This window comes from Geodermatophilus sp. SYSU D01036, assembly GCF_054050435.1.
Map to the genome: position 1 here is coordinate 1 of NZ_JBJGZJ010000021.1, position 14923 is coordinate 14923.

Genomic DNA, 14923 nt, shown 5'->3' on the forward strand with positions numbered 1-14923 from the left:
CCCCCCCCCCCCCCCCCCGCGCGCCGCCCCCACCCCCCCCCCCCCCCCCCCCCGGCGCGCCCCCCCCCCCACCCCCCCCCCCCCCCCCCCCCCCCCCCCCCCCCCCCCCGCGGCAGCACGGCGTTGACCGGGTCGCTGTCCGGCGTGACCGGGTCGGCGGGGCCCGCCGGGGCCACCTCGAGCCGGGTGGCCAGCAGCGCGTCGACGGCGGCCACCCCCGCGCCGACGTAGGTGCTGGTGAGCGCGGGGTCGGTGACGACGCACCAGGCGCGGTCGGCCGGCCACCACAGCGCGGCGCTCTGCTCGTGCGGCTCGGGGGCGAAGTTGCCGGCGGCCCGCTCCACCGGCCCGCGGGTCAGCAGCAGGTCGGCGCGGGGCAGGCGCAGCCGGGGCAGGTCGGCGGCGCCGCCGTCGTCCCAGCCGAACCAGCACTCGCCCGGCGTCGTGGTCTGGTCCCCGAGGACCGCGGCCAGTTCCCGCGCGACGTGCGCGACCAGGTGGCCCTCGGCGGGGGCGTCGTTCCACAGCCCGGGCTGGTCGGCCTCGCCGAGGTAGTCCCAGGAGCCGGTGACGCCGGGCCACTGCATGAGGCGGTGCGCGCGGGTGCCGTTGGCCGCGGCCACCTCGTCCCACCGGACGTGCACGTCGACGTCGCCGTCGTAGCGGACGGCGGGGTGGAACACGCGGGCGTAGGCGGGGAAGCGGGCCGGGAGGAGCGCGGCGACGGTGTCAGGGGGAGCGGCGCGGACGGCCTCGGCGACCCAGCGGCCGGCCTGCGCGGAACGCCCAGCGGTCTGCACGGCCGCCGTTCCTCCCCCTCAGCGCGCTGGGCCGGTCCGTGCCCAGGGACGGACAACCCCCGGGCCGCTCCGCGGCGCCACCTCGGGAGGCGGCAGCGCACGGGCCGACTGGACAAGTGTCGGCAGCCCGGGGGTCGGGTGACTGTCCGGTTCTCGCTCGCCGCCGTACGACGGACGGGCGATCATGCCATCGTTCGGATTCCACTCCGAACGGGCGGCCCATCTGGACGGCGGCTAGCGGACAGCCACCTCACGAGTCCGATAAGAAATCAATTGTTCGGACCACCTCCCCTCTCGTGTACCTCGACGGTACGTCGCAGTTCCGGGGTCGGCAACGACGTTGTTCAGCCGTCGGCGGAACCCCTGCGCAGCCCCGGAGCGCCGGGCGTGTCGGGGTCGCGCTGGTACACGTCGGGGATGTCGTCCTCGTCGGCATCGATCTGCTCCAGCTCGTAGATCCGCCGGTACCGCCGGTTGCGCAGCCGGAGGACGACGGTGGCCAGCAGTGCCGACAGCAGGGTCCCGACCAGCACGCCGACCTTGACGTGGTCGTCGCGCTCGCTGCCGGTGCCGAAGGCGAGCTCGCCGATGAGCAGGGAGACGGTGAAGCCGATGCCGCCGAGCAGCGCCATGCCGACGAGGTCCGGCCAGCCGAGGTCGTCGGCGAACTCCGCGCGGGTGAACCGGGTGACCAGCCAGCTGGCCCCGACGATGCCGACCACCTTGCCGACGACGAGCCCGACGACGATGCCCAGCGTCACCCGGTCGCCGACCGACTCGACCAGGCCGGACAGCCCGCCGACGGTGACCCCGGCGGCGAAGAAGGCGAAGACGGGGACGGCGAAGCCGGCCGAGATCGGGCGGAACCGGTGCTCGAGGTGCTCGGCCAGGCCGGGGCCGGCGCCGGGTCCACCGGCCGCCTCGCTGCGGACGACCGGCACGGTGAAGGCGAGCAGCACACCGGCGACGGTGGCGTGCACGCCGGACTCGTGCACGAGGACCCAGGTGAGCACGGCCAGCGGCAGGAGCAGCCACCAGGAGCGGATCCGCTTCTGCACCAGGAACCCGAAGACCGCGAGCGGCACGAGGGCCAGCGCCAGCCAGCCGGCCGCCAGCGACGTCGTGTAGAAGACCGCGATGATCGTGATCGCCAGCAGGTCGTCGACCACGGCGAGGGTGAGCAGGAACGTCCGCAGCGCGCTGGGCAGGTGGGTGCTGATCACGGCCAGGACGGCGAGGGCGAAGGCGATGTCGGTGGCCACCGGGATCGCCCAGCCGCGCAGGGCGTCACCGCCGCCCAGGTTGACCAGCACGTAGAGCACCGCCGGCACGACCATCCCGCCGACGGCGGCGGCCACCGGCAGGGCCGCCCGCCGCGGGTCGCGCAGGTCGCCGGCCACGAACTCGCGCTTGAGCTCGAGCCCGGCGACGAAGAAGAAGATCGCCAGCAGGCCGTCGGCGGCCCAGGTGCCCAGGGTCAGGTCCAGGTGCAGGGAGGCCGGCCCCACGCGGGTGTCGCGCAGGGTCGCGTAGGACTCCGCCCACGGCGAGTTCGCCCACACCAGGGCGATGACGGTGCCGATCAGCAGCAGGACGCCGCCGACGGTCTCCTTGCGCAGGACGTCGGCGATGCGCCTGGTCTCGGTCCACGAGCCGCGGCCGAAGACGGGGGTGGATCCGTGCGGGGTGCTCATCGGGCGGCTCCTGGGAGAGGGGTCGGGTACGACGCCGCCGACCAGACTTCCCGGCACACCTGGCGGCCACCCTACCGGCGGCCCCGTCGTCGCCGTCCGTGCACGGGGCCGGTCCGTAGAGTGGGCGCCGTGGACCCCCGCCCGGCACCGCCCCCGCGGGAGCGGTCCCTCCGGCTCGCGGAGCTGGCCGGCCGGCGCGTCGGGGTCTGGGGGCACGGCCGCGAGGGGCGGGCCGCGGTCGCCGCGGCCCGCGCCGCGGGTGCCGCGTCGGTCCTGGTCGCGGACAGCCGCCCCGTCGACCCGGCGTCGCTGCCCGACGGCGTGACCGCCACCGCCGACGTCGCCGACCTCGCCGGCTGCGACGTCGTCGTCCGCTCGCCGGGCATCAGCCCCTACCGCGAGGACGCCCGGGCGCTGGCCGACCGCACGCTCGTGACCACCGGCACCGGCGTCGCGCTCGCCGAGGCCGCCGCGCGCGGGATCCCGGTCCTCTGCGTCACCGGCACCAAGGGCAAGAGCACGACCAGCGCGCTGGCCGCCGCGGTCCTCACCGCCGCCGGCCGCCCGGCCGTGCACGCCGGCAACATCGGCACCCCGCTGCTCGACGTCCTGGACGGGGTCGGCGACCGCACGCTCGTCGTCGAGGTCTCCAGCTACCAGGCCGCCGCCGTCCCGGACTTCGCCGGCCGCGGCGCGCTCACCTCGCTCGCCCCCGAGCACCTGGACTGGCACGGGTCGGTCGAGACGTACTACCGCGACAAGCTGCGCGTCTTCTCCTCCTGCCCGGAGCGCTCGGTCGTCGTCAGCGCCCAGGCGCGGCCGCTGGCCGCCGGGTACCTCGGCGCCGCCCAGCTGATCGACCCCGCCGACGTGCTGCCCCCGGGCCTGGCCGAGGCCGTGCAGCCGGTGCACCTGCCCGGCGCGCACAACCGCAGCAACGTCGAGGTCGCGCTGGCCGCCTGCGCCCTGCTCGGCCTGGACCTCGCCGCCACCGCCGACGCCGTGACCGGCGCCGTCGCCGCCTTCCGCGCGCTGCCGCACCGGCTCGCGCCGGTGGCCACGCTCGGCGGCGTCACCTTCGTCGACGACACGCTGAGCACCACCCCCGTCTCGGTGCTGGCCGCGCTCGACGCGCTGGCCGGCCGGCCGGTCACGCTCATCGCCGGCGGCCAGGACCGGGGCCTGGACTACACGGGCCTGGCCGCGACGTTGGTGGCCCGTCGGGAGGAGGTCGCCCTGGTGACCGTCCCCGACACCGGGGCCCGGCTGGCCGACGACGTCCGCCGGGCGGCCGCCGGCGCCGCCGTGCGGCTGACCGAGACGGCGTCGCTGGCCGAGGCGGTCGCGGCGGCGATCGCCGGCACCGCCCCGGGCGGCGTCGTGCTGCTCTCGCCCGGCGCCCCCAGCTACAACCGCTTCCGCGACTTCGAGGAGTTGGCAGCCACCTATGAGCAGATCCTCGTCGACGCCGGCGCCGACCGGGTCCACGGTGTTTGAGGACGGCGTCGCCGAGGTCGGCACCTTCGTCGTCGCCGGCCGGTCCCTGGACCGCGCGACCGGCGAGGCGGCCTTCACCTACCGGCTCGGCGACGACGAGTTCACCGAGCGGCTCGCCCTCGACCCGGCGCTGCTGACCGGCCCGGCGTCCCCGCAGCTCGACGCCGCCGTGGAGGCCGCGCTGGACCTGGTGCACCTGGTCATGGGCACCAGCTACTACAAGCTCGCCGCGCCCGGCCGGGTCACGGTCGAGCGGCCGGTCACCGCCGCGCAGCTCGCCGTCGCGCAGGCCGCCTACACCCACGGGCTCGGCGAGTTCGCCGCGGTCAACCACCTGCCGGTGCCGCACCGGGTCGAGTTCGACGCCGAGGTCCGCGAGCCCGGCCCGGTCCCGGCCGGCGGCGGGCGCGGCGCGCTGCTCCCGGTGGGCGGCGGCAAGGACTCCGCGCTCGCGCTCGTCGTGATCCCCGACGGGACGGCGCTGGCGATCAACCCCACCGGCGCGCAGCGCGACGTCGCCCGCGCGGCCGGCGTCCCGCTGGTCGAGGTCCGCCGCAGGCTGGACCCGCTGCTGGCCGAGCGGACGGCACAGGGCGGCCTCAACGGGCACGTGCCGGTGACGGCGATCAACTCCTCGATCGCCACGCTGGTCGCCGTCCTCGGCGGCCACGACCCCGTGGTGTTCGCCAACGAGCGCTCCGCCGACGAGGAGACGCTCACCATCGACGGCGCCAGCGTCAACCACCAGTACTCGAAGTCCTACGAGTTCGAGCGCCTGTTCGCCGCGGCCGCCGCCGAGGTCGGCGCCGGCTACTTCAGCCTCACCCGGCAGCTGTCGGAGCTGGCCACCGTGGCCGCCGTCGCCGCACTGCCGCTGAGGGCCAACATCCTCAGCTGCAACCGCTCCTACACGCAGCGGCACCTGGGCGGGCAGGCCGTGCAGCGCTGGTGCCTGCACTGCGACAAGTGCCTGTTCACCTTCCTCTGCTTCGCCGTCTTCCTGACCCCCGACGAGGCGCGGGAGGTGTTCGGCGGCAACCCGCTGGCCGACGTCGCCCTCGCCGACGGGTTCCGCAGGCTCTGGGCCACGGAGAAGCCGTTCGACTGCGTGGGCGAGCGGGCCGAGAGCGCGGCGGCCATGGCGCACCTGGCGGCCAGCCGGTCGTGGGGCGACCAGCCGGTGGTGCGGGCGCTGGGCGCCGAGGCCGCGGCCGCCGCGGAGGTGACCGGCGCGACCGTCGCGCGGTTCCTCCCGCCGCGCGGCGGGCACGCCATCCCCGAGCGGTACCTCGAGTCCCTGCGGCGGGTGCTGGCGGACGCCCGCAGCGCCGTCGCGTAGCCCGCCCGGAACTACGCTCCTCACCGTGACGACCGAGCACGGTCCCGCGCCGCTGGCCGAGCGGCTGCGGGCGCAGGGGCTGCGGCTGACCCCGCAGCGCCAGCAGGTGCTGGCCGCCGTCGCCGCGCTCGACCACGCCACCCCCGAGGCGATCGGCGCCCGGCTGCGCGAGGAGGCCGGGCCCGGCGGCGCGGCGCCGGACACCTCGACCGTCTACCGCACGCTGGAGCTGCTCGAGCGGCTCGGGCTGGTGTGGCACACCCACGTCGCCAAGGGCGCGCCGGTCTACCACGCCTCCGAGCACCCCCACCTGCACGTGGTCTGTGCCAGCTGCGGGGAGATCTCCTCGGCCGACCCGGCGCTGCTGGAGCCGGCCGCGGAACGTCTGGCCGCCGACCTGGGTTTCACCCTGGACGTGGGGCACGTGGCGCTGTCGGGCACGTGCCGCCGATGCAGGCAAGCCGGGACGGAGAACGCATGACCACCACCTCACCGCTCGCCGCGCGGGCGGGCGCCGTCGTCGCCGAGGGCGCGACCGTGGCCACCCATTACGGCGACCCGCTGCGCGAGCAGCGGCTGCTCGCCGAGGGCGCCGGGCTCGTCGACCGCAGCGACCGCGACGTGCTCACCGTCCCCGGCGCCGACCGGCTCACCTGGCTGCACAGCCTCACCAGCCAGCACCTCGAGCGGCTGGCCGACGGCGCCGGCACCGAGGCGCTGGTCCTCTCGCCGCACGGCCACGTGGAGCACCACCTGGTCCTCGCCGAGCTCGCCGGCACCACCTGGGCCGACGTCGAGCCGGGCACGGGCGCGGCGCTGCACACCTTCCTCGACCGGATGCGGTTCATGCTGCGCGTCGAGCCCGCGCTGGTGACCGCCGACTGGGCGCTGCTGTCGCTGGTGGGCCCCCGCGCGCCGGAGGTGCTCGCCGCCGCCGGGCTGCCCGCACCCGATGCCGCCCACGCCGTCGCCGCGCTGCCCGACCGCGGCTGGGTGCGCCGGATGCCGCCCCTGGGCGACGGCGGCGCGACGGCGTTCGACCTGCTCGTCCCGCGCGCCGAGCTCGCCGCCCGCGCCGACGCGCTGACCGCGGCCGGTGCCGGGCTCGCCGGCCTGGACGCGTACGAGGCGCTGCGGGTGGAGGCCCGCCGGCCGCGGCTGGGCGTCGACTCCGACCACCGCACCATCCCCAACGAGCTGGAGTGGCTGACCACCGCGGTCCACCTGGAGAAGGGCTGCTACCGCGGGCAGGAGACGGTCGCGCGGGTGCACAACCTCGGCCGCCCGCCGCGGCGGCTGGTCCTGCTGCACCTCGACGGCGTCAGCGAGGACCTGCCCGTCCCGGGGACGCCGGTGACCTCCGGTGCCCGCGAGGTGGGCCGCACCGGCACGGTCGTGCGCCACCACGAGCTCGGCGTCGTCGCGCTGGCCCTGGTCAAGCAGTCGGTGGCGCCCGGGGCCGAGCTCGCCGTCGGCGGGTCGCGCGCGGCCGTGGACCCCGACGACGCCCCGGCCGGGCTCGACGACACCCGGGCCGCGGCCCGCGACCGGGTCCGCGCGGTGCGGTCTGCCACCATCGGGCGGTGACCTCCGCAAGCTCTGGCCCGACCCCCGCCGGCGGCGCGGCCGTCGACGTGCTGCTCGACCCCGGTTTCCTCGGGGGCGTGGAGTCCCGCCCCATGGGCGAGGTGCGCGGGCTGCGCCGCCGCGCCGAGCAGGAGGAGGTCAACCTCTCCTACACGCGGCGGCTGCTGCAGGGCCGGCTCGACATCGTCCGCCGGGAGCTGCAGCGCCGCGCCGAGCACGACGGGCGCTCGCTGGTCGACCTGCTGCCCGAGATCCTCGCCGAGAAGGGCCGCGGGCCCGCGCACGGTCTCGGCCGGCACCAGACGGTGCAGCCGGCCGCGCCCGAGGAGTACGAGTCCTGGGTCAACGCGCTCACCCCCGACGTCGACCTCTCCGCCGTCCCCGACCTCGACGACGCCGACCTCGAGCGGGCCGCCCGCGCGCTGGCCGCCGCCGAGGGCTCGCTGTCCGAGCGGCGCCGCGGCGTGCAGCAGGTGATGGACGCCCTCGCCGGCGAGCTGGCCCGCCGGTACCGCAACGGCGAGGCCGACGTCGCCGCCCTGCTCGCGGACGAGGGACGCCACTGATGGGCGACGTGTCGACCCCCGCCTGGCCGGACGCGCCGGTCCTGGTCGAGGTCTGGCGCTCGGGCTTCCTCGAGTCGGTCCACCGCGGCGCGGTCGTCGTCGTCGGTCCCGACGGGCAGGTGCGCTGGTCGGCCGGGGACGTGGCCCGCCCGGTGCTGCCGCGCTCGTCGAACAAGCCGGTGCAGGCCACGGCCTACCTCGCGGCCGGCTGGCAGCCGCGCTCGGGCGAGGAGCTCGCCATCTCGGCCGGCTCGCACGCCGGCGAGGACGGCCACCGCGACCTCGCCGCCTCCGTGCTCGCCGCCGCCGGCCTCGGCCCGGACGCGCTCGGCTGCCCGGCGGCCCTGCCCGGGCACGAGCCGACCCGCGCCGCCTGGACGGTCGCCGGCCGCGAGCCGGAGCGGCTGGCGTTCAACTGCTCGGGCAAGCACGCCGCGATGCTCGCCTCCTGCGTCGCCGCCGGCTGGCCGACGGAGGGCTACCTCGACCCGGGCCACCCGCTGCAGCAGGCCATCGAGGCCCGCCTGTCCGACGCGGCCGGCGAGCAGGTGGCCGCCGTCGTCGTCGACGGGTGCGGCGCGCCGCAGCACGGGCTGTCCCTGACCGGGCTGGCGCGCGGCGTCGGCTCGCTGGTCGAGGCGCCGGCGGGCAGCCCGGAGCGGGCGGTGGCCGACGCCGTGCGGGCGCACCCCTGGTACGTCGCCGGCACCGGCCGGGACGACACCGAGCTCATGACCGCCGTCCCCGGGCTGCTGGTCAAGGGCGGGGCCGACGGCGTGCACGTCGCCGCGCTGCCCGGCCGCGGTGCGGTCGCGTTCAAGCTCGACGACGGCGGCGACCGCGGCCGCGCGCCCGTCCTCGCCGCCGCGCTGCGCCGGCTCGGGGTGGACGCCGAGGCGCTCGCCCGGTGGTCGGTCACGCCCGTGACCGGCGGCGACGGCGTCGTCGGCGAGATCCGGTCCTCGGCGGTGCTGGCCGGCTGACGGCGACACGCCGGGTGTGAGCGGACTCACGCCCGGGTGCTTGCTCCTGCGCTTGCAGTTGCTAGCACCCGTGGTTAGCGTCATGCACGTGCAGACCCCCGGCGAGTTCGTGAGCGGTCAGGTGAGGTCGGTCCGCGAGAAGGTGGACCAGCTCGCCGGCAGCGTCGCGGAGACCGTCGCGGCCGAGGCCCAGCAGGTCTCGGCGGTGCGCTCGCAGGTCGGGGAGTACATCCGGGAGCAGCGCAGTGCCGCCCGGGTGTCCCTGCGCGAGCTCGCCCGCACCGCGGGGGTGAGCAACCCCTACCTGTCGCAGGTGGAACGGGGGCTGCGCAAGCCGTCGGCGGAGATCCTCGCCGCCATCGCCCGGGGTCTGAAGATCTCCGCCGAGTCGCTCTACGAGCAGGCGGGCATCCTCGACCGGCGGGCCGGCAACCCCGACACGGTCGCGGCCATCCGGTCCGACGACCAGCTCTCCGAGCGGCACAAGGCCGTGCTCGTCGAGCTGTACGAGACCTACGTCCGCGAGTACGCGGCGACCCGCACCACCGCCCCGAGCACCGTCCCGGGCGCCACGCCCGGATCCGACCCGACCACCTCCAAGGAGTCCGCATGAGCACCGCCACCACCCTGCTGGAGCAGGTCGCCGAGCGCGGCCGCCGTCAGTTCCTCGTCGCCGTCGGCGCCGGTGACCTCGCCGTCGAGCAGGCCCGCACCGTCCTCGCCTCCCTGCGCACCCTCCCCGGTGAGGCCCAGGTCCAGGTCGACCTGGCCACCAAGGAGGCCCGCACCCGCGCCGAGCAGGCCGCCGACCGCGCCCGCGAGGCCGTCACCCAGGCCCGCGCCAACGGCCGTCAGCTGGCCGGCGCCGTCCGTCCGGACGCGGTCGTGAGCACCGTCTCGACCCTGGTCGAGCAGGCCCGCACCCAGGCCACCACGACCATCGAGCAGCTGGCCGAGCGCGGCGCCGACGTGCTGCAGGAGCTGCGCCGCCAGCCCGGCTTCCGCCGCTTCGTCGTCCGCGCCGAGCAGGCCGTCGACACCGTCGAGGGCGCCGTCGAGGAGGTCATCGAGGAGGCCGCCGAGGCCGTGAACGAGGCCTCCGACGAGGTCACCTCGCTGGTCCAGAAGGCCGCCTCGAAGACCACCAAGGCCGCCGCCAAGGCCGAGGAGGCCGTCGACCAGGCCGCCGACCAGGCCAAGGCCGCCATCGAGGAGGGCGCCGAGGCCGCCGACGAGGCGACCGCCGAGGCCGCCCGCAAGCCGGCCAAGCGCACCACCGCCGCCCGCGGCAAGGCCACCGGCACCTCGACCCGCGTGACCCGCACCCGCACCGTCAAGACCACCGACTGACCTCGGTGCCCGGCCAGGGCCCCGGAGCTGCCACCGCGCTCCGGGGCCCTGTCGCGTCTCCGGGGGTGAGACGTCCCCCGCGGAGGAGGCCGCGACCGCGTCCCGGCGGGTACCCTCCGGGCATGGGGTTCGACTGGGCCGTTCTCGAGGGCCTGCGGCTGGTCCTGCTGGCCGTCGCGGCCTGGGCGTTCGTCGACGCCGTCATCCGCCCGGCCGCCGGCTACGTCGCCGCCGGCAAGCTGAGCAAGCCGGCCTGGGCGGCGATCACCGCGCTCGCCGCGGTGGTGATCTACCTGCAGGGGCCGATGACCTTCCTCGGCCTGCCCGCGGTGATCGCCACCGTCGTCTACCTGGTCGACGTGCGGCCCGCGGTCCGCGGCGTGCAGCGCGGCAACAGCAGCTGGTGAGCCGGCCCGCCGGGACGGCGGGTCACCAGCGGTCGTCCGCGGGCATCAGCACCCACAGGACGAGGTATGCGATGAACTGCGGCCCCGGCAGGATGCACGAGACCACGAACGCCAGCCGCAGGGCGCCGACGGAGATGCCGTAGCGGCGGGCGATCCCGGCGCACACGCCGGCGATCATCTTGTTCTGGGTGTCGCGGGCGAGACGGCGCGGAGCCGGTGCGGGGTACGTCATGCCCCGACAGTAGGCGCGGGCGGCCGTCCCGGGCATCGGGGAAGACCCTGGTCAGCGCCCGAAGACCCCTGGGGGAGGCTCCGGTGAGGGCACGGCGCCGTCGTCGTGCACCGGCTGCGCCCTCCCGGTGAACCGGGCGAGGTCCGGGCCGGCCACCACCCGCGCCGGCATCGGGTCGCCCGCGCAGCGCCGGGTCAGCCCGGCCACCGGCGGCTCGGCGTCGGAGGCCACCGCCACCAGGTTGCCGAACCGCCGTCCGCGCAGCGTGCCCGGCTCGGCCAGGAGGGCGACGTGCCGGAAGACGGCGCACAGCGTGGCCACCTGGCCGCGGGCGAAGCGCAGCGGCGGGCCGTCGGCGACGTTGGCCGCCAGCACCCCGCCGGGCCGCAGCACCCGGTGCGCCTCGGCGGCGTACTCGACCGTCGTCAGGTGGGCGGGGGTGCGGGCGCCGGCGAAGACGTCGCTGACGACGACGTCGGCGCTCGCCGTCGGCAGCGCGGCCAGGCCGGCGCGGGCGTCGGCGGCCCGCACCCGCACGCGGGCGCCGCGGGGCAGCGGCAGGTGGGCGCGGACCAGGTCGGTGAGCCGCTGGTCGAGCTCCACCACCCGCTGCCGCGAGCCGGGGCGGGTCACCGCGACGTAGCGGGCCAGCGTCAGCGCGCCGCCGCCGAGGTGGACGACGTCGAGCGGCTCGCCCTCCGGCGCGGCGAGGTCGAGCACGTGACCCATCCGGCGCACGTACTCGAACTCCAGGTGCGCGGGGTCGTCGAGGTCGACGTGCGACTGCGGCGTGCCGTCGACCATCAGCACCCAGGAGCCGTCGCGGTCGGCGTCGCCGAGCAGCTCCGCGGTGCCGCCGTCGACCTCGGTGGGGCCGGGCGGGAGCACCTCGGGCCGGGGACGCCTCACGTCGGCGCGACCGCGGACCAGCGGACGGTGAGCTCGCCGTGCCGCCAGCGGCGGCTGCTCCCGACCAGGGGCCAGCCCTCGTCGGCCAGCGCCTGCACCGCGGCGGCCCAGCGCTGCCGCGGCCCGAACGTCGCCAGCCCCGCCGCCGCGGCCCACGCGGCGTCCAGGGCGCGCAGCAGGTCGTGCACCGGCCGGCCGGGGACGTTGTGGTGGATGAGCGCCTTGGGCAGCCGCTCGGCGAGGTCGGAGGGGCGCTCGAGGTCCGCGACCCGCGCGGCCAGCGTGAGCGTCAGCGGGCCGTCGGCGTCCAGGGCCACCCAGGTCGCCCGCCGTCCCCACTCGTCGCAGGTGCCCTCGACCAGCAGCCCGCCGGGGCCCAGGGCGGCGCACATCGTCTCCCACGCCCGCGCGGCCGACGCCTCGTCGTACTGGCGCAGCACGTTGAACGCCCGCACCAGGACCGGCTGCAGCCCGGCCAGCTCGAACCCGCCGACCCGGAAGTCGACCCGGGGCGGGTCGCGGTCCTCGGCGACGGCGGCCACGCGCGCCGGGTCGATCTCCAGGCCGACCACCTCGAGCCCCCGGACCTCCGGGCCCAGCCGGTCGGCCAGCTCCAGCGTGGTGACCGCCGAGGAGCCGTAGCCCAGGTCGACCACCAGCGGGCGGGCCGCGTCGCGCAGCCGCGGCACCTGGGTGGCGACCAGCCAGCGGTCGACCCGGCGCAGCCGGTTGGCGTTGGTGGTGCCCCGCGTGGGCAGGCCCAGCGCCCGCGCGCGGCCGGCGGCCAGCCGGGGGTGGGCCTTCCGCGGCGCCAGGTTCGCCCGGCGCTTGTGCCCGCTGCCCCCGTCGCTCACCGGCCCCGAGGGTAGTCGCCCTGCCCGGCGGGCTCGCGCGCCGCGGCTACCGTGGGCTGGTGCTCCTCCGCTCCGACGCCCGTCTCGCCGACCTGACCACCCTCGGCATCGGCGGGCCCGTCGAGCGGCTGGTCGAGGTCACCGACGCCGCCGAGCTGGTCGCCGCCGTGCGAGAGGCCGACGAGGCCGGGCGACCGCTGCTGGTCCTCGGCGGGGGCTCGAACCTAGTCGCGCCCGACGAGGGCTGGGCCGGCGACGTCGTCGCGGTGCGCAGCCGCGGGGTCGAGCGCCGCGGCGAGGTCCTCGAGGTGCAGGCGGGCGAGGACTGGGACGACCTGGTCGCGCTCACCGTGGCGCAGGAGCTGGCCGGGATGGAGGCGCTGTCGGGCATCCCGGGCTCGACCGGCGCCACCCCGGTGCAGAACGTCGGCGCCTACGGCCAGGAGGTCGCCCAGACGATCACCGCGGTGCGGGTCTACGACCGCGCCGAGAAGCGCGAGCGCACGCTGGCCAACGCCGAGTGCGGCTTCGGCTACCGCGACAGCCGGCTCAAGCGCGAGCCCGGCCGGTTCGTCGTCCTCACCGTGACCTTCGCGCTGGACGCCGGGCCGCTGTCCCGGCCGGTGGGCTACGCCGAGCTGGCCAAGCGGCTGGGCGTGGACCTCGGCGGGCGGGCGCCGCTGGCCGACGTCCGCGCCGCGGTGCTGGAGCTGCGCCGCGGCAAGGGGATGGTCGTGGACCCGGCCGACCCCGACACCCGCAGCGCCGGGTCGTTCTTCACCAACCCGGTCGTCCCGGCGGAGCGGGCGGTGCCCGGCTGCCCGAGCTGGCCGGCCGGCGACGGGCTGGTCAAGCTCAGCGCCGCGTGGCTGGTGCAGTCGGCCGGCTTCGGCCGCGGCACCCGCGAGGGCCGGGTCGGGACGTCGTCGCGTCACAGCCTCGCGCTGACCACCGAGCCCGGCGCCACGGCGGCCGAGCTGATGGCCTTCGCCGACCGCGTCGTCGCGGCGGTCCGCGAGCGCTTCGGCGTCACCCTGGTCCCGGAGCCCACCCGCCTGTGAGCCAGGGCCCGGTCTGGCCGGTGGTCCTGCTCGACGACCGGGGCCGGGTGCAGACGCTCCGGGGACCAGGGGATCTCCGTCTCGGACCGGGCTACGACGACGAGGTGGCAGCGGTCTACGACCGGCGCGCCCACCGGTTCGCCGTGAAGGCCGTCGGGGACGACGTCGTCCTGGTCCCCCTGCTGGACCGGCCCGACCTGCCGGGGCAGCGCGCGGCGGTCGACGCGGCGTCCGCTCGGTGGGCGCCGCACCTCGGGCCACTGGTGAGTCGCTCACCGCTCGCGACCTTCGACCGGGCCGAGGTGTTCGACCTGGTCCGCCGGCACCGCCTGCGCCGCGCCTCGACGGCCGTCCGTGGGTGGTGGGCCGACCGGCGCCTCGACGGTCCGGTCGACGCGTACACGCAGTCCGACGTCCGCGACGTGCTGGACGAGGCCCAGCGGCTCGTCGACGACCTCCTCGAGCGCCGGGCCGGGACGCCGACGCGGGCCGGGCTCGACGTCGCCGTCTCGTCGGGCGTCGTGCACCCGGCGGTGGAGACGTGGGGCGTCCACGCCTTCCTGTGGGACGGCCGCCGGACCCACGAGCACTGGGAGCTCCTGGCGCTGCGCCGTCCCGGCGAAGGCCGATGGACCGTCCTCGAGAACGGGGCGGAGACCGTCGCCCTCACCGAGGACGCCGTCCGCGGCTGGGCCGGACGCGCGACTGCGGGGTGGTCGTCGTCCGGACGGCGACTTCCGGGCAGGTGCGGCCGGACGGTGCCGCGGTGCGTCCGTCCGGCTCAGGGCTCCTCGCGGTGCACCTTGTGCTGGGCGGCCTGGGCGCGCGGGCGGACGACGAGCAGGTCGACGTTGACGTGGTGCGGGCGGGTGAGCGCCCAGGCGACGCAGTCGGCGACGTCCTCGGCCACCAGCGGCCGGCGCACACCGCGGTAGACCGACTCGGCCCGCTCCCGGTCGCCGACCCGGTTGAGGGTGAACTCCTCGGTCTTGACCATCCCCGGCGCGATCTCCACGACCCGGACCGGCTGGTCGTACAGCTCCAGCCGCAGCGTCTCGGCCAGGGTGTGCACCGCGTGCTTGGCCGCCGTGTAGGACGCCCCGCCCTCGTAGGAGACCAGCCCCGCCGTGGAGCCCATGAACAGCAGGTCGCCGGCGCCGGACGCGACCAGCTTCGGCAGCAGCGCCTTGGTCAGCCGGACGGTGCCGAGCACGTTGACCTCGTAGGTCCGCGCCCACGAGTCGAGGTCGGCCTCGGCCACCGGCGCGGCGTCGAAGGCCCCGCCGGCGTTGTTGACCAGCACGTCCACCCGGTCCAGCGCGGCGGCGAACGCCTCGACCGACGCCGGGTCGGTGAGGTCCAGCGGCAGCGCTCGGGCGCCGATCCGCTCGGCGAGCCCGGTCAGCCGGTCCAGCCGCCGGGCCCCGACGACGACGTCGAAGCCCTCCGCCGCCAGCCGGGCCGCGGTGGCCGCGCCGATGCCGCTCGAGGCGCCCGTGACGACGGCGGTGCGGCCGGTCCCCGGCAGCGGACGCGGGCCGGCGGAGGAGATCTCGGCAACACCGGTCATGTGGTCATCCTGACCCTGTTGCAGGATGGAGAGCCGACAGGGGTGCCGCACCGGCACCCGGGGCGGCGAGGCGG

General features: G+C 77.0%; 16 protein-coding genes. 10 read left to right on the plus strand and 6 right to left on the minus strand.

Going from position 1 to position 14923, the window contains the following annotated elements; translation table 11 throughout:
• The coding region (locus ACI8AR_RS18185) for a hypothetical protein (protein WP_457052244.1) at positions 1 to 800 on the minus strand (800 nt) is incomplete at its 3' end.
• Positions 801 to 1144: 344 nt separating this feature from the next.
• Positions 1145 to 2494: a Na+/H+ antiporter NhaA gene (nhaA, locus tag ACI8AR_RS18190; RefSeq protein ID WP_457052245.1), complete on the minus strand. Its 1350-nt coding sequence runs from the start codon at positions 2492 to 2494 to the stop codon at positions 1145 to 1147.
• 129 nt (positions 2495 to 2623) lie between these two features.
• On the opposite strand from nhaA, the gene murD reads away from it, so the two are divergent.
• The 9 genes from murD (at position 2624) to ACI8AR_RS18235 (ending at position 10223) form a co-directional block, all read left to right on the plus strand.
• Complete coding sequence (gene murD / locus ACI8AR_RS18195) at positions 2624 to 3991, plus strand: UDP-N-acetylmuramoyl-L-alanine--D-glutamate ligase (RefSeq protein ID WP_457052246.1); 1368 nt, start codon at positions 2624 to 2626, stop codon at positions 3989 to 3991.
• On the plus strand, positions 3984 to 5330 hold the full coding sequence (locus ACI8AR_RS18200; RefSeq protein ID WP_457052247.1) for a hypothetical protein: 1347 nt from the start codon (positions 3984 to 3986) through the stop codon (positions 5328 to 5330). Before murD ends, ACI8AR_RS18200 begins: the two co-directional genes overlap by 8 nt.
• A 25-nt stretch (positions 5331 to 5355) precedes the next feature.
• A complete protein-coding gene (locus ACI8AR_RS18205) occupies positions 5356 to 5811 on the plus strand; it encodes a Fur family transcriptional regulator (RefSeq protein WP_457052248.1) in 456 nt (151 codons plus the stop codon).
• The gene (gene ygfZ / locus ACI8AR_RS18210; protein WP_457052249.1) at positions 5808 to 6917 is read left to right on the plus strand and encodes a CAF17-like 4Fe-4S cluster assembly/insertion protein YgfZ; all 1110 of its coding nucleotides are present in this window, start codon (positions 5808 to 5810) and stop codon (positions 6915 to 6917) included. Before ACI8AR_RS18205 ends, ygfZ begins: the two co-directional genes overlap by 4 nt.
• Positions 6914 to 7483 carry an RsiG family protein gene (locus ACI8AR_RS18215; protein ID WP_457052250.1) on the plus strand — a complete coding sequence of 190 codons (570 nt, stop codon included), beginning with the start codon at positions 6914 to 6916 and terminating at the stop codon, positions 7481 to 7483. The genes ygfZ and ACI8AR_RS18215 overlap by 4 nt, the downstream gene beginning before the upstream one ends.
• A complete protein-coding gene (locus ACI8AR_RS18220) occupies positions 7483 to 8466 on the plus strand; it encodes an asparaginase (protein WP_457052251.1) in 984 nt (327 codons plus the stop codon). The genes ACI8AR_RS18215 and ACI8AR_RS18220 overlap by 1 nt, the downstream gene beginning before the upstream one ends.
• Positions 8467 to 8548: 82 nt before the next feature.
• Positions 8549 to 9079 carry a helix-turn-helix domain-containing protein gene (locus ACI8AR_RS18225; RefSeq protein WP_457052252.1) on the plus strand — a complete coding sequence of 177 codons (531 nt, stop codon included), beginning with the start codon at positions 8549 to 8551 and terminating at the stop codon, positions 9077 to 9079.
• Positions 9076 to 9816 carry a hypothetical protein gene (locus ACI8AR_RS18230; protein WP_457052253.1) on the plus strand — a complete coding sequence of 247 codons (741 nt, stop codon included), beginning with the start codon at positions 9076 to 9078 and terminating at the stop codon, positions 9814 to 9816. The genes ACI8AR_RS18225 and ACI8AR_RS18230 overlap by 4 nt, the downstream gene beginning before the upstream one ends.
• 122 nt (positions 9817 to 9938) lie before the next feature.
• Positions 9939 to 10223, plus strand: a complete 285-nt coding sequence (locus ACI8AR_RS18235; RefSeq protein WP_387988361.1) for a DUF2516 family protein — start codon at positions 9939 to 9941, stop codon at positions 10221 to 10223.
• A 22-nt stretch (positions 10224 to 10245) separates the two neighbouring features.
• Here the strand turns inward: ACI8AR_RS18235 and ACI8AR_RS18240 are convergent, their stop codons facing one another.
• From ACI8AR_RS18240 to ACI8AR_RS18250, 3 genes are read right to left on the minus strand one after another with little or no spacing between them, the layout of a single operon-like run.
• On the minus strand, positions 10246 to 10455 hold the full coding sequence (locus ACI8AR_RS18240) for a PspC domain-containing protein (RefSeq protein WP_456938217.1): 210 nt from the start codon (positions 10453 to 10455) through the stop codon (positions 10246 to 10248).
• A 51-nt stretch (positions 10456 to 10506) separates the two neighbouring features.
• Entirely contained in the window at positions 10507 to 11364 is an 858-nt protein-coding gene (locus ACI8AR_RS18245; RefSeq protein ID WP_457052254.1) for a spermidine synthase, read from the minus strand.
• Positions 11361 to 12218 (minus strand): class I SAM-dependent methyltransferase, encoded by an 858-nt coding sequence (locus tag ACI8AR_RS18250; RefSeq protein WP_457052255.1) that lies wholly within the window; start codon positions 12216 to 12218, stop codon positions 11361 to 11363. Before ACI8AR_RS18250 ends, ACI8AR_RS18245 begins: the two co-directional genes overlap by 4 nt.
• A 59-nt stretch (positions 12219 to 12277) precedes the next feature.
• Here ACI8AR_RS18250 and ACI8AR_RS18255 point away from each other — a divergent pair, with 59 nt between their 5' ends.
• Positions 12278 to 13279 (plus strand): UDP-N-acetylmuramate dehydrogenase, encoded by a 1002-nt coding sequence (locus ACI8AR_RS18255; protein ID WP_457052256.1) that lies wholly within the window; start codon positions 12278 to 12280, stop codon positions 13277 to 13279.
• Between the two features lie 781 nt (positions 13280 to 14060).
• Here the strand turns inward: ACI8AR_RS18255 and ACI8AR_RS18260 are convergent.
• Positions 14061 to 14849, minus strand: coding sequence for an SDR family oxidoreductase (locus tag ACI8AR_RS18260; protein WP_457052257.1), 789 nt, complete (start codon positions 14847 to 14849; stop codon positions 14061 to 14063).
• Positions 14850 to 14923: the final 74 nt, after the last annotated feature.